The sequence below is a fragment of the Brevibacillus composti genome, from assembly GCF_016406105.1.
GTDB classification, from domain to species: domain Bacteria; phylum Bacillota; class Bacilli; order Brevibacillales; family Brevibacillaceae; genus Brevibacillus; species Brevibacillus composti.
On record NZ_CP066308.1, the window covers coordinates 4,443,503 to 4,457,958 of the forward strand.

Sequence of the window (14,456 nt, forward strand, 5' to 3'; positions counted from 1 at the left end):
AAGGAATCCTTCGCTTGATGCTGCTTTTTGCATACTTGACTAACCAATCAGCGCTGACAGCCAGTTCACGACAGGCACCCCAATAGCTGCGATCACCAGCGCTGGCAGCATATTGGCTACGTTGATCTTTTTCAATTCCAGGATATTGATGCCGATCGCGATAATCATCAACCCGCCTACGGCTGTTACTTCCACCAGCATTGCATTCAAGGTTTCCTGACTGACAAAATTGTAAATCTGCGTCGACAAGAGAGCAATCGCTCCCTGATACACAAACACAGGGACGGCGGAGAACAGAACACCAATCCCGAGCGTAGAGGAAAAGATAATGGCCGAAAAGCCGTCTAGCATCGCTTTGGTGTAGAGAATCTCGTGGTTGTTGCGCAGCCCGCTGTCCATCGAGCCAAGCACGGCCATTGCCCCAATGCAATATACCAGTGTAGCAGTGACGAAGCCCGTCGCGATACCGCCCTGCTTGCCTCCTATCCGTCTCTCCAGCCATTGTCCCAGTTGGTTGAGCCCGGACTCAATTCGCATAAGTTCCCCCAAAATGGAGCCGATGACGATACTGAGTATGACGAGCAAAAAGTTCTCCGTACCCAGGCTCATCTTGATGCCGAGCAAAACAACCGCCAGACCAATCCCCTGCATTACGGTGCGCCGAATAGAATCCGGTATTCCCGACAGCAAACGTCCCAACAAGGCTCCTGCAATGATGGCCACCGCATTGACCAGGGTTCCCAACAAGATCACTTATTCCACTCCCCTGCGAATCATGAAGACTGAAAGGCGGATGCGATTTCCCGTACCGCGTTCAACAGTGCTTCCACGTCCTGTTCTGTATTAAATACTCCGTAACTTACTCTCACTGCCCCACGTTGTTCCGTTCCCGCCGTTTGATGTCCAAGCGGGGTACAATGATAGCCTGCGCGAGTCGCGATACCGTATTGTTGGTCCAGAATAAAGGATGCCTCCGAGGCGTCTACTCCCTCGATGTTAAAGGAAATAACGCCTACACGCTCCACCTCTGCTCCCGGCCCGTATACTTCTACCCCCGGGATTTGGCCAAGCCCTTCGATCGTTTTCTTCGTCAGCTTCCACTCGTGGGCGTGAATTTGGTCCACACCCTTTGCCAAAACAAAGGATACTCCCGCCTGCAATCCGGCGAGACCGGCCGTATTAACCGTCCCGCTCTCATAGCGATCCGGCCTTGTCGTCGGCTGGTCGACGGCTTCCGATTGGCTTCCCGTGCCTCCGTGAATCAAAGGCTCCAGATCGATGGAAGGATGGACGTACAATCCCCCCGTCCCCTGCGGACCATAGAGTCCTTTATGTCCGGGAAAAGCGAGCATGTCAATCTGCATCTCTTCGACATGAATGGGCAACACGCCGGCTGTCTGCGAGGCGTCGACCAAGAGCAATGCCTGATGACGCTTCGCGATCTCTCCCAGCTCTGCGATCGGCAGAATCACTCCCGTCAGATTGGACGCATGGCTAACTGCCAGCAGCCTGGTATTTGGCCTGATCGCCTTCTCAAAATCCTCCGCGTAGTAGAGCTGGTCCCCGCGCGGCTCCACATAAGTGATCTCTATCTTTTTCGTGCGGGCCATGTATTCCAAAGGCCTGCGGACCGAGTTATGCTCGATGGAGGAAGTAATGACGTGATCCCCCTCCTGCAGCAAACCCTTGATTGCCTGATTTAAAGCTTGTGTCGCATTCAGATAAAAAAAGAGGTCATTCGGGTTTTGAATCCCAAACAACCGCGACAGCTCCACCCGTGTCCGGAACACGGCCTTGCTTGCTTTCATCGCCAATGCATGTCCGCCGCGCCCTGGATTGGCAGCAAAGTTTTCAATGGCATCTGCCATCTTCTCCTTTACTTCAGGGGGTTTGGGCCATGTAGACGCAGCGTTGTCCAGGTAAATCACGCGCATGATTTCCTCCTTGTCCTGCAGGTATCATACCCTGCCATGCTGTCCATGACTTAGGCGGACCATCTCCGGGGGCGACAAATCCTCCGTTACAGCCGCCATTGTCTTTGTCTCTCTTCTTTACAAGAGTCAACTGATCGCTGTTGCTCCCGCTTTTGTATTAGTCTTGCTCAAAAATTTCGAGGATTCTCTGCAAATCCTCCTGAGAGTAAAAATCGATCTCGATTTTCCCTCTTTTGGTTCCTTTCTTAATCTTCACAGATGTCCCCAGTCTGCTTCTTAATCGTTCTTCGATCTGTATCAACTGGGGTTCTTTTTTTAGCGGTTTCTTTTTCGTTGTTTCACGTGAAACACTCGCCTGTTTCGCTAACTCCTCCAACTGGCGCACGCTTAGCCCCTTTTTCACGACTTCCTGGGCCAATTGAAGCTGAAGCGGTTCCTTTTCCACAGAGAGCAATGCACGGGCATGTCCCATGCTAAGTTGTGCAGCCGATACCATTTTTCTGATGCTCTCGGGAAGCTGCAGCAAGCGAAGCATATTGGCGACATGCGGCCTGCTTTTGCCTACTTTTTTGGAAAGCTGCTCTTGTGTGTAGGAATGATGGCTGAGGAGCTTTTCATAGGCTTCCGCTTCTTCCAACGGATTCAGGTTCTCGCGCTGCAGGTTTTCGATCAGCGCGATTTCCATCAGCTGCTGATCGGTGTAATCTTTGACGACCGCCGGGACCTTTTTCAGACCGAGCGATTTGGCGGCGCGAAGCCGTCTCTCGCCCGCTACCAGTTCATAACCTTTGATGCTTTTTCTCACGATCAAAGGCTGGATAATGCCATGCTCTTGAATCGATTGAGCCAGCTCCTCAATCGCCGTGGGGTCAAACTCTTTTCGCGGTTGATACGGATTCGGACGAATATCGGAAACCTGTATCTCGGATACATGTTCCTCTTCTTCAATCATGTTAGACGTAATCAGCGCATTCAAACCTTTTCCAAGTCCTCTGCTCATACCCCTACCACTTCCTTCGCCAAGTCGGTATATACCTCCGCACCCCGTGAGCGTGGATCGTACGATATGATGGCTTGACCATGAGAAGGAGCTTCGCTTAACCGCACATTGCGGGGAATAATGGTTTTATATACCTTTTCTTGAAAATACTTTTTCACTTCTTCAATAACCTGCAATCCCAGATTGGTTCGCGCATCCAGCATGGTCAGAACGACACCCTCAATGGCCAGTTGGGAATTCAGGTGTTTTTGTACCAGCCGGATCGTATTCAGCAGCTGACTCAAACCTTCCAACGCATAGTATTCACATTGAATCGGGATCAACACGGAATCAGAGGCGGTCAAAGAATTTACTGTCAAAATACCGAGCGATGGCGGACAATCAATGATGATGTAATCGTACTTATCCTTGACCACTTCCAGTGCCTTTTTCAGACGAACCTCACGAGAGATGGTTGGGACTAGCTCGATTTCTGCACCCGCTAATTGTATGGTAGCAGGGATGATCATCAGACCATCGATCTCAGTTGGCAAAGTGGCATCTACCGGACTGATGTCATTTATCAGCACATCGTAGATACAATAACGGACGTCCGCCTTATTAATGCCAACTCCGCTTGTGGCGTTTCCCTGGGGATCGATATCGACCAGCAACACTTTTTTCCCAAGCGAAGCCAAGCATGCACTAAGATTCACGGACGTGGTCGTCTTGCCTACTCCACCTTTCTGGTTTGCTACCGCAATGATTTTACCCAACTTCTCCACCTCATTTTTACACCAATCTACTAAACATGTTACCAGATTTGCTTTGCTCCGTACCCTGTTTTTTGGAAACGAAATATTTCCCAATTGCATGGTTGAACAGACCGCCGCTGCCTCCCCATCCGGAAGCAGCTTGCGGATAAGTGGAAAAAAGGCACTCTCCCGGCGCCTCTTTTCTGTTCTTTTGGTATACCCCGCTTCATTCATCGCGCGTACCGTGAAAAATTTGGGACGATACATGCATGCTGGGTGATCGATCATTCGCCATGACCATACCCGCGACAAATTGGATCCAGCTTACGGTAGGTATGCTCTTCACGAGCTGCCGTACGAAGCAAGCCAGGGGGATTTGTCAAAAAGAAAGGCGGCTCTGTTGCCACCGCTTTTCTGCTATTGCGAAAGCTATCCTCTTCGTCTGTCCTTGTAGAAAAACAATAGCCCACAAAACATGGCAGCCTTTTCGGATCCCTGCAAACGTTTCCGGTCGGCGAAGTTGCCTGAAGAGTCCCACGACAGGCTGGTTATGGTTTACTTGCCTTCCCTCCGCTTGGGAATGCGGATCGTAAATTGATAAAACTCATCGTGATCCTCCTCGTCGGTCTCTACATGAAGGCCCGTTTGCAAGACCATATCGATCGATTGACGAACGGTATTGATCGCGATTCGCGTATCTCTGGAAAAGGCCTTCCACTTCGGCCGGGATTCCTTTTCTGCTTTCGGGTTTTCTGATGCTTCCAGCAGTTGCTTGACTCTTGTCTCTGTCTGCTTGACATTCCACTCCCGCTCCAGGATTTCTTGCAAAACCTTTAGCTGAAGCTCCCGGTCCTTCAGCGGAATCAGGGCCCGCGCATGCCGCTCGGTCAGTTGCCGAGCCAGCAATGCCTCCTGAATCTCTTGAGGCAGGTGGAGCAAACGGAGCTTGTTGGCGATGGTCGATTGGCCTTTGCCCAAACGCTGCGCCAAGCTCTCTTGTGTGAGATCATGCAAGTCGATCAGCTTTTGGTAGGCGACCGCTTCTTCGATAGCCGTCAGCCCTTCCCTTTGCAGGTTTTCAATCAATGCGATCGATGCCGTCTGCGTATCATTAAAATCCTTGACGATGGCCGGGATTTTTTCCATGCCCAGCTTTTTCGTAGCACGCCAGCGGCGCTCTCCGGCGATCAACTCAAATCGATCATTCCTTATCCGTACAACGATAGGTTGAATCAAACCGTGCGTCCGAATCGTCTGACAGAGTTCATCGATTTTGTCATCGTCGAAAACTGTTCGCGGCTGATAGGGATTAGGTACGATCTCATCGACCGGGATCTGCCTGATCTCCTCACTGTCTGTCTTGTCCGTCAACCCGAAAATACGAGAAAACGAATCCTTCACTGCCATCTAAACTCCCCCACTTCCAACCGTTCCATAAGCCGTTGTCTGCTTACCCTGTCCATAAACAACTACTCATTTCAGTCTGCATCCGCTCCAGGCTGGGTTGTTGTCGACGAATCCTTGGCGGCTTGCGCTGCCAGCTGCCAGCTCCGGCAGATAGGCTACCTCCTTCGTCTACCGTGAGATCAAGCTGGCTGCCCCGCTTGAAAGCCCTTGTCACCGCGTAGCCAGCTACATTTCGTCTGTAAGCAACATCCGGCGATGCTCGTCCTTTTCGAGAGAAAGACTTGTGAAATGGTTCCCTTCCAAAGATAGATGTTGAACACCTTCATGTCGCGAACCTTTCATAGCATGCCAGGATGAGCAGGATCGGCGAGGCAGCGACAGATCGCGCGATCGCCGAACACTTTCTCTTCCAACCTGGAGGTTTTCAACCTGAATCGTGATAAAAGCAACAACTTATCTCTCTTTGATTGTATAGAAATAGTTCTTCACGAAGGAGATAATTCCTGCTTTGGAAAACGGTGTTTCACGTGAAACATCTCTGATTAATCGTCCTGATCCCGATACTTCCCGTGCTCTTTTCGTTCATCTTCGGACAAGACATCTTCATCGTTATCCCCAGAATCATTGTTGAACTGAAAAAGATGGGGAAAGAGCCGATGAAAGTCTAGGGTCAGATACGCGAAAAAAGCAGCTAAAATAGCGGAAATGTACATGCCGGCGCTAAACATCAAGCCAATCGCAGAAGCGACCCACATCCCCGCGGCGGTGGTCAAGCCTTTTACATTTCCATTGTATTTGATAATCGCACCCGCTCCGAGAAAGCCCATACCCGTCACTACCTGAGCCGCGACCCGACCGGGGTCGTTATTCATCCCGCTGGAAGAAAATCCGTAAATGGAGGCCAAACCAAACAAGCAGGAACCGAAGCAAACCAGGCTATAGGTGCGGAAGCCAGCTCCCCGCTGACGGTTGGCTCCCCTCATGAAACGTTCCCGTTCGATTCCCATGACAGCTCCTGCAATAAAAGCCAGAAACAACCGAAGCAAGATCGTTGGCAGCTCCGGCGGAAAAAAAGTGGTAAAAGCAGTGTACATTTCCATCACCATCCTCTTTTCACAAACTGAACTTCCAGACAACGTCCATTACCTTATCATGAACCTGCCATAGTTACTTGTATGCTAACGAGGAAATGATTATATGTCTGATGAAAGAAAACAGAGTGCCGGTGCGGTTCTTTCCATGCATTTTTACGCCCAAAAAAGGCTATAGCAAATGCCACAGCCTTTCCGGAAAATTCCGCAAAAGTTCCCGATCCGTCCGTCGGAAGACCGCCGGAAAACCGTTCGTCCGTTAAATTAGCGGTTTTTTTGCGGGAGTTCCTGCTTTTCGTGGGTACCCCTTGGGTGTACTCGCCACTTTTTCAATGATCACGATATTGCGCTCGCCTGCATCCTCGGGCAGTTGGAAAGTTTCAACCTGTTTGGTCTTGCCGCCCAAGAGTTTAATCGCTTTTTTTCCTTCGTTTAACTCGGGAGCAAGATCTGCGCCCTTGAGCGCGATAAAATGTCCCCCTACGCGCGCAAACGGCAGGCAGTATTCGGAGAGCACATTCAACCGGGCGACAGCGCGGGCGACCACCAAATCAAACGCCTGCCGATAGGCTGGATCCTGCCCCCGCTCCTCCGCCCGGCCATGGACGGGAGAGAGATTCTCCAACCCCAGCTCGCTTGCCACATGCTGCAAAAAATTCATCCGCTTGTTCAATGAGTCGATGATCGTCATCCGCAGATGGGGGAAGGCGATCTTCAAAGGAATGCTGGGAAAGCCCGCACCTCCCCCGATGTCTGCTACCTTTTCCACCTGATCAAAGGAAAAGAAAAAGGCGGGTGTTAACGAGTCGTAAAAATGCTTGTTATACACCTGTTCTTCCTCGGTGATTGCAGTCAGGTTCATCTTCTCGTTCCATTCCACCAAAAGCCGAAAATAGGTCTGAAACTGCTCCTGCTGGCGCTCCGAGAGCATGATCCCTTTGGACGCCAATGCTTCGGAAAACTGTTCCTTGTTCATACGCTGTACCCCTTATTCCAACCGGCTCAAACCACGTGCTGCCGGCTTATTGTTGACGTTCCCCTCCGGCAGCCCGCCGTCTGGTTATTCGGCAACGGCACCCGCTCGATTGTAATGCTCCAGATAGACCATCAGAACGGAGATATCGGCAGGATTCACGCCGGAAATGCGGGACGCCTGACCGATGTTAAGCGGCCTGATGTTGCTCAGGTTTTCGCGAGACTCTTTGGACATCCCGGTAATCTGGTGATAATCCAGGGACTCGGGGATCCGCCGCTCCTCCATCTTCTTCATCCGTTCCACCTGCTGCAAGGACTTGCGAATATAGCCATCGTATTTGATCTGGATCTCCACCTGCTCGGTTACATCCTCCGGCAGCGGCTGTGGCGATGGCATCATTTGCGCAATATGCGCGTAGGTGATTTCCGGACGGCGCAACAGCTGCGCCAGATCGATGACCTCGGTCAATTCCGGAGAGCCGGCCTCGCGCAGCACAGCCTGAACCTCTTCCATATCGGGACGGACGCGCGTGCTTAGGATGCGCTCTTTTTCCTGCTCAATCAGTTCACGTTTGCGGCAGAAACGCCCATAACGATCCTCGCTGATCAGGCCGATTTCATAGCCGAGATCGGTCAGCCGCAGGTCCGCATTGTCATGCCGCAGAAGCAGGCGGTACTCCGCACGAGAGGTAAGCAGGCGATAAGGCTCGCTGGTTCCTTTGGTCACCAGATCGTCGATCAATACACCGATGTAAGCCTGCTCGCGCCCGAGGATCACTGGCGGTTTCCCTTGAATTTTGCGGGCGGCATTGATCCCGGCCATCAAGCCCTGTGCGGCAGCCTCCTCATAGCCGGAGGTGCCGTTAATCTGCCCTGCGGTAAACAAGCCTTCGATCCGTTTTGTCTCCAGGGTCGGCCAAAGCTGGGTAGGAACGATCGCATCGTATTCAATGGCGTATCCCGGCCTCATCATCCGGGCCTCCTCCATCCCGGGCAGCGAACGCAGCATCTGAAGCTGGATCTCCTCCGGCATACTGGTAGACAACCCCTGGACGTACATTTCTTCGGTATGCCGCCCTTCCGGCTCCAGGAAAATCTGGTGGCGCGGCTTGTCGTTAAAGCGGACGATCTTGTCCTCGATGGAGGGGCAATAGCGCGGGCCCCTGCCTTCGATCGTACCGGAATACATCGGCGCCCGGTGCAGGTTGTCGTTGATCAGATGATGCGTCTCCTCATTGGTATACGTCAGCCAGCAAGGGAGCTGATCCATGATAAACTCTGTCGTCTCATAGGAAAACGCGCGCGGTACGTCGTCACCGGGCTGGATCTCCATCTGGGAAAAATCGATGCTGCTTTTGTGCACGCGCGGCGGCGTGCCCGTTTTAAAGCGCACCATGTCAAAGCCCAGCTCTTTCAGATGGTAGGCAAGCCGAACAGACGGCCGCATATTATTGGGGCCGCTCTCGTACTGCAGGTCGCCCAGAATAATTTTTCCGCGCAGATAGGTCCCTGTCGTCAGGACGACTGCCTTTGCTTTGTACATCGCCCCTGTCTGCGTGATCACGCCTTCACAGACGCCGTCGTTGACGATGAGCTCTTCGACCATAGCCTGCCGCAGTATCAGGTTGGGCGTGCTTTCTATCGTCTTTTTCATCTCTTGCTGGTACGCCACTTTGTCAGCCTGTGCGCGCAGGGCGTGTACAGCCGGTCCTTTTCCGGTATTCAAAAGACGCATCTGAATATGCGTTTTGTCGATATTTTTCCCCATTTCTCCGCCCAGCGCGTCAATCTCCCGGACGACGTGACCCTTGGCCGGGCCGCCTACAGACGGGTTGCAAGGCATATACGCGACGGAATCCAGATTAATGGTCAACAGCAGTGTCTTGCACCCCATCCGTGCGGTGGCCAAGGCTGCTTCGCTGCCTGCGTGGCCGGCACCAATGACGATGACGTCAAACGATTCCGCTTCATAGGTTGGTATCATACATTCTCCTCCTTCGGGTGCGTGTGGGTCTTTCCCGTCTCTCAGTTGTCCTGCTAATAAAGGAAGATGAACTCATTTCCCCAGACAAAATTGAGAGAAAATCTGATCAATCAAATCCTCGCCGACACTCTCGCCGACCACTTCACCAAGCAGTTCCCATGCTTTTTTGATGTCGATCTGCACCATGTCGATCGGCATTCGCTCCTCGATGCCGCGGATCGCCTCATCGGTCGCCTGTTCGGCTTGGCGGAGCAAGCGAATATGTCTGGCGTTGCTGACGTACGTGAGATCATCCTGCTGGACACGGCCGGAAAAGAAGGTGTCCGCGATCGCTTTTTCCAAGAGATCGATGCCTGTCTCCTCTTTGGCCGAAGTCATGATCAACGGCTGGTTCGGGAAGTGGCGCTTGACCTCTTCCAGATCGATGCGCTGCGGCAGGTCGAATTTATTGACGATTAAAATGGCCTGAAAACCTTTGACTGCTTCAAAAATATTATAATCATCCTGGGTCAGCGGTTCATTGTAATTCAGCACGAGCAAAACCAGATCCGCCTTTTGCAAGAGCTGGCGCGATTTTTCGACCCCGATCTTCTCCACGATATCCTCGGTCTCCCGGATCCCGGCTGTATCGATCAGACGCAAGGGCACGCCGCGAACGTTGACGTATTCCTCGATCACGTCCCGGGTCGTCCCTGCCACATCGGTGACGATCGCCTTTTCCTCCTGAACCAGACTGTTCAATAAGGAAGACTTCCCTACATTGGGTCGGCCGATAATGGCTGTAGACAAGCCCTCGCGCAAGATTTTCCCCTGCGAAGCCGTCTGCAGCAGCCGGCCGATCTCCTCTTTTACCTCCAGGCACTTGTCCATGAGCAGCTGCTGGGTGACATCCTCCACATCATGCTCGGGGTAATCCAGCGTCACCTCGATGTGAGCCATCGCTTCAATCAGATTTTGCCGCAGCTTGCGAATCATTCGGGACAATCGTCCCTCCACCTGATTCAATGCGACCTTCATGGCACGATCCGTCTTGGCCCGAATCAGGTCGATGACGGCTTCCGCTTGGGACAAATCTATGCGCCCGTTCAAAAACGCACGCTTGGTAAACTCCCCCGGCTCGGCCAATCGGGCTCCGCTGTCCAAAATCAGCTCCAGCACCCGCTCGACGGAAACAATCCCTCCGTGACAGTTGACCTCCACCACGTCTTCCCGCGTAAATGTGCGCGGGGCCCGCATCACCGAAACCAAAACCTCTTCTACCAGTTCGCCGGTCTTGGGGTCATGCAAATGTCCGTAATGTATCGTATGGCTATCCACAGTGGACAGCTTCTTCTTTCCGCGGTAAATCGTATCCACAATCTCGATCGCTTCAGATCCACTGACCCGAATAATCGCGACGCCACCCTCTCCCATCGGCGTCGCAACAGCAGCGATTGTATCAAATTCCATCTCATTTCACCTCTTGCTTTCCAAACAAACGAGTCAGCCACTAACTTATTAGCATAACAGAACCCTGTGAAAAATTCCAAGAAAAGCATCAGCCAAAAACACTTTTTCAACAATCTATCCACATCGTTGCCGTGCTGCCTGTTTTTTGATGTTATCCACAGTATGTTCGATTTGGTTCCCCTCCAATCGGAAGGAGCGGCGTTATCCACTATCCACAGGTGGATTGCAGCGATGCCGGAATGCTTGGTTGTCAGCATGTGGCATGGAAAAAGCAAGCGGTCGAAGCTCCCTGGGGAGTTACTGTCGTGAGAAGAAGCATATTCCCATGCTAGGCTCCGTTCTCCGCCCTGCAAGGGAGCCGCCACTGTCCGCTCCGCAGCTGCCGGCGGGGGTGCGTAAAAGCCGCATCGCTTTGCCCCGATTCTTTCTTTCCCTCTCCTTCGTCCCGAAAATGCTTACACTCCTTGCATCCGCATATGCCCCATGAAGAAGCGTGTTTCCCTGCGGCGCGACTGTGATGTCCAGCCTAGCGGAGAGGGAATTGGCGGGAAAAAGGAGCGCCACCTCTGCAAACACCGCGGAGCTGGGCGGCTTTGGCGATCCCCCGCCAATCTCCTCGGAGCGGACAGTCTCCCCTTCCCCGCAGGACTGAGGTGGAGCTGAGCAGGGAAACACGCTTCTTCCCACACGGCTCCGTCCGAAAGATGCCCCCAGAGCCACGCAATCAAGTTATAGAAAAAAAGGACAAAAAAAAAGAAGCCTACGACGAGGCTTCTTTCGGTGCAATCACAATATAACGATTCGGTTCTTCACCTTCACTGAACGTAACCACATCCGCCCGCTTTTGCAAAAACGAATGGATCACTTTCCGTTCGGCGGCCGACATCGGTTCCAGGCGGACGCTGCGCTTCATCGAGAGGGCCTTTTTGGTGACCCGCTCGGCCAGCTGCTCCAGTGTTTCTTTGCGGCGCTGCCGGTAATTCTCGGCATCCAGCACGATCCGAACGTGCTTGTCCGCATGGCGGTTGGCTACGACGTTTACGAGATACTGCAGCGAATCAAGCGTCTGACCCCTGCGGCCAATGATGATTCCGAGGTTGGCACCCTGAATGTCAAACAGCATGCCTTCTTCCCCGCGGCGCGTTTCTACTCTGGCGTCCACGTTCATGCCTGCTAGCACGTCCTGCAGGAAAGCAAGCCCTTGATCCACCGGATCATACTGAACTTCCACTTCCACTTTGGCATCGCGGGAACCAATCAGTCCAAACAACCCCCTGCTTGGCTCTTCCAGGATGCGAACGTTCACTTTTTCACGAGGTACACACAGCTCTTCCAGGGCCTTTTGCACAGCATCTTCAATCGTTTTAGCCGTAGCTACCACCTTTTTCACTTGGAGGCTCCCTCCTTGGGACGAGGTGATTTATTGGTATCGCGATACAAGAAATAGGTTTGGACGATCGTAAACAGGTTGCCGTATACCCAGTACAGCGACAGAGCGGACGGCAGCGTGACGGCGATCGCCAGAATCATCAGCGGCATCATGATCATCATCATCTGCATTTGTGCATTGCTCTGTGCCACGGCCCCCATCATTTTGGACTGGAAATAGGTCGTGACCGCAGCGATGATCGGCAAAATGTAGTACGGATCCTTCTCGCCGAGAGACATCCAGAGGAAGGTGTGCGTCTTGATGTCTTCCGTACGGATGATCGCATGGTAAAACGCGATCAAGATCGGCATTTGCACCAACAGAGGCAGACATCCGGCCAACGGATTGACCTGGTTCTTTTGAAACACCAGAAGGGTTTCCTGCTGGGCCTTTTGCGGATCGTTTTTGTACTTCTCGCGGATTTTCTGCAGTTCAGGCTGCAGCTCCTGCATTTTCTTGGAGCTCTTGATTTGTTTCACCATTAACGGGAGCACGAGCAACCGGATAATAATCGTTGCTACCAAAATGCCCAAGCCATAGCTGCCTCCCAGCAGCAAGGCACTCTCCTGAATCAGCCAGGACAGCGGATAGACAAAGTACTTGTCCCACATTCCTTCCGCGTCCGGTCCGATTGGCGCCGCCGCTTGAGGATTACAGCCCGACAGGATTAAAACCAGCAGGGCCAGCATCGATATGCTGAGGATGCGTCTCTTCAAGGGATGGTCCTCCTTTTCCCTGTTTCGGTTATCAGTGGTACTTCCTTGTTGCTATTCGTGATTGCGGTGTTCGGGTACAGGATCAAATCCACCCGGATGAAAGGGATGGCACTTCAAAATGCGGCGAATGGCCAGCCAGCTCCCCTTCCACGGCCCAAAGCGGCGAATCGCTTCCAACGCATAATGGGAGCACGTGGGAGCAAAGCGGCAGGACGGCGGCTTATACGGTGAAACAAACAGTTGATATCCTCGTATGAGCCAAATCAAAACGCGTCCCATGGCCGCTCACCTTCTTTTATGGCTATGTACGGATGCCTGTCTGATCACCTTGGCCCGCTTCATGACGTGAATCAGGGACTGCTCGATATCGTCCACGGACATGTCTTCCACGCCCGGCCTCGCGATAATGACCACATCCATATCTGGCGGGATCGCCCTCTCCAGCCGAGAGATCGCCTCCCGCACCTTTCGCTTCACCCGATTGCGGATGACGGCGTTTCCAATCTTTTTGCTGACAGAAATTCCGGCGCGAAAGGCTGCTTGTCCCTCTTGCTTGCAGGAATAGAGTACAAACTGCTTGTTGGCAGCGGAGCTTCCCTTTTGAAATACTTCTTGAAAATGCTCGTTTTTCCTAAGCCGATGGGAACGATGCAAGGTAAACAACCCCTAACATCATAATTATAGTAGAAAACGCTTGCAGCATCTACCAGTATATCCTTGTTTCAACCACTTTTTTCCCAAAAACGGCACCATTGCTCCGGTTCATCTCAATCTTTCGCGAAAATGAGGGATGCCTTTGCCCGTCTTGATGAAAAAAGTCGGCAGGAATCCCCATCCCGCTTTAGGCAAGCCTTCCAGTCGCCTTCTCCCTCTGCCAAAACGATCAGGACTTTCACTAAATACGGATCGGCCCCCGAAAAGTCTCAGCAAACAAAACGACAAAGAAGCCCATGCTTCACTTTCAAAGGAGCGTGCGCATGAGGGGGATTCCTCCCGACAGATATGCAGCAAAAAAGGCCACTTATGTTGTGGCCTATGCAGAAAGAACTTTTCTCCCTTTACGACGGCGGGCAGCCAAAATCTTACGGCCGTTTTTCGTGCTCATACGCTGGCGGAACCCGTGGTCCTTTTTACGCTTACGATTATTTGGATTAAAAGATGGTTTCATCCCTGTAACACCTCCGTCCTCACAAACCATTCAAACCATACTTTCAAATTATAAGGAGATTTTTTAAAAAAGTCAAGAAAGCCCGTTCCATAGATTCTCGGCAAATATCCCCAAGGCTCTATTTCCCAAAATTGTGGATATCCATTTATCCACACTCGCAAATTTCGACAGGATTATCTACAGCTTGTACACAAAATATAGGGGTGTGAATATGTGCAGAATACAATCCGTTGTGTTTGTGGATAAGTGCGAAAAAAGCATTGCTGACATAGCTTTTATTTGTTATTATATTTTTGTTTTGGAACGTGAATAACTTCCACCTACCATTTCAGTTTTCCACAGCATGTGGATAAGTTTGTGGACAGTTTTCCTCTTCTGTGAATCAAATTATTCACAAGTTTGCGGATAATGTCTACTACTTTGCGCACATCCGAGAGGAATCCCTTTTTTTCGACTTTTTTTATCCACAGTCGATTTATTCATGAAACTGCTGATTTCATACCCGTTTTCTCTCGTACGCACTTTTCTCTTTATTATATATTTGTACTTTCCCGAAAGGAGGGATTCTG

Annotated in this window: 14 protein-coding genes; all 14 read right to left on the reverse strand. The window is 51.8% G+C overall.

Going from position 1 to position 14,456, the window contains the following annotated elements; genetic code table 11:
• Nucleotides 1-39 precede the first annotated feature (39 nt).
• Nucleotides 40-753, reverse strand: coding sequence for a DUF554 domain-containing protein (locus tag JD108_RS22040; RefSeq protein WP_198828029.1), 714 nt, complete (start codon nt 751-753; stop codon nt 40-42).
• Between the two features lie 20 nt (nt 754-773).
• Nucleotides 774-1,934, reverse strand: coding sequence for an aminotransferase class V-fold PLP-dependent enzyme (locus JD108_RS22045; protein ID WP_198828030.1), 1,161 nt, complete (start codon nt 1,932-1,934; stop codon nt 774-776).
• Between the two features lie 157 nt (nt 1,935-2,091).
• Complete coding sequence (locus tag JD108_RS22050) at nt 2,092-2,934, reverse strand: ParB/RepB/Spo0J family partition protein (protein ID WP_198828031.1); 843 nt, start codon at nt 2,932-2,934, stop codon at nt 2,092-2,094.
• Complete coding sequence (locus tag JD108_RS22055) at nt 2,931-3,689, reverse strand: ParA family protein (RefSeq protein ID WP_198828032.1); 759 nt, start codon at nt 3,687-3,689, stop codon at nt 2,931-2,933. Before JD108_RS22055 ends, JD108_RS22050 begins: the two co-directional genes overlap by 4 nt.
• Nucleotides 3,690-4,223: 534 nt before the next feature.
• Nucleotides 4,224-5,075, reverse strand: coding sequence for a nucleoid occlusion protein (gene noc / locus JD108_RS22060; protein ID WP_198828033.1), 852 nt, complete (start codon nt 5,073-5,075; stop codon nt 4,224-4,226).
• Between the two features lie 542 nt (nt 5,076-5,617).
• Nucleotides 5,618-6,175, reverse strand: coding sequence for an MgtC/SapB family protein (locus JD108_RS22065; RefSeq protein ID WP_228728248.1), 558 nt, complete (start codon nt 6,173-6,175; stop codon nt 5,618-5,620).
• 250 nt (nt 6,176-6,425) lie between these two features.
• Nucleotides 6,426-7,142 carry a 16S rRNA (guanine(527)-N(7))-methyltransferase RsmG gene (gene rsmG / locus JD108_RS22070; RefSeq protein WP_198828034.1) on the reverse strand — a complete coding sequence of 239 codons (717 nt, stop codon included), beginning with the start codon at nt 7,140-7,142 and terminating at the stop codon, nt 6,426-6,428.
• 84 nt (nt 7,143-7,226) lie between these two features.
• Complete coding sequence (gene mnmG / locus JD108_RS22075; protein WP_198828035.1) at nt 7,227-9,125, reverse strand: tRNA uridine-5-carboxymethylaminomethyl(34) synthesis enzyme MnmG; 1,899 nt, start codon at nt 9,123-9,125, stop codon at nt 7,227-7,229.
• Between the two features lie 72 nt (nt 9,126-9,197).
• Nucleotides 9,198-10,574: a tRNA uridine-5-carboxymethylaminomethyl(34) synthesis GTPase MnmE gene (gene mnmE / locus JD108_RS22080; protein WP_198828036.1), complete on the reverse strand. Its 1,377-nt coding sequence runs from the start codon at nt 10,572-10,574 to the stop codon at nt 9,198-9,200.
• Nucleotides 10,575-11,334: 760 nt separating this feature from the next.
• Nucleotides 11,335-11,964 carry an RNA-binding cell elongation regulator Jag/EloR gene (gene jag, locus JD108_RS22085; protein WP_198828037.1) on the reverse strand — a complete coding sequence of 210 codons (630 nt, stop codon included), beginning with the start codon at nt 11,962-11,964 and terminating at the stop codon, nt 11,335-11,337.
• The gene (gene yidC, locus JD108_RS22090; RefSeq protein ID WP_228728249.1) at nt 11,961-12,719 is read right to left on the reverse strand and encodes a membrane protein insertase YidC; all 759 of its coding nucleotides are present in this window, start codon (nt 12,717-12,719) and stop codon (nt 11,961-11,963) included. The genes jag and yidC overlap by 4 nt, the downstream gene beginning before the upstream one ends.
• A gap of 51 nt (nt 12,720-12,770) precedes the next feature.
• Nucleotides 12,771-12,998 (reverse strand): membrane protein insertion efficiency factor YidD, encoded by a 228-nt coding sequence (gene yidD / locus JD108_RS22095; protein WP_198828038.1) that lies wholly within the window; start codon nt 12,996-12,998, stop codon nt 12,771-12,773.
• Nucleotides 12,999-13,004: 6 nt separating this feature from the next.
• Nucleotides 13,005-13,373: a ribonuclease P protein component gene (gene rnpA, locus JD108_RS22100; RefSeq protein WP_198828039.1), complete on the reverse strand. Its 369-nt coding sequence runs from the start codon at nt 13,371-13,373 to the stop codon at nt 13,005-13,007.
• Between the two features lie 379 nt (nt 13,374-13,752).
• On the reverse strand, nt 13,753-13,887 hold the full coding sequence (gene rpmH, locus JD108_RS22105) for a 50S ribosomal protein L34 (protein ID WP_198828040.1): 135 nt from the start codon (nt 13,885-13,887) through the stop codon (nt 13,753-13,755).
• Nucleotides 13,888-14,456: the final 569 nt, after the last annotated feature.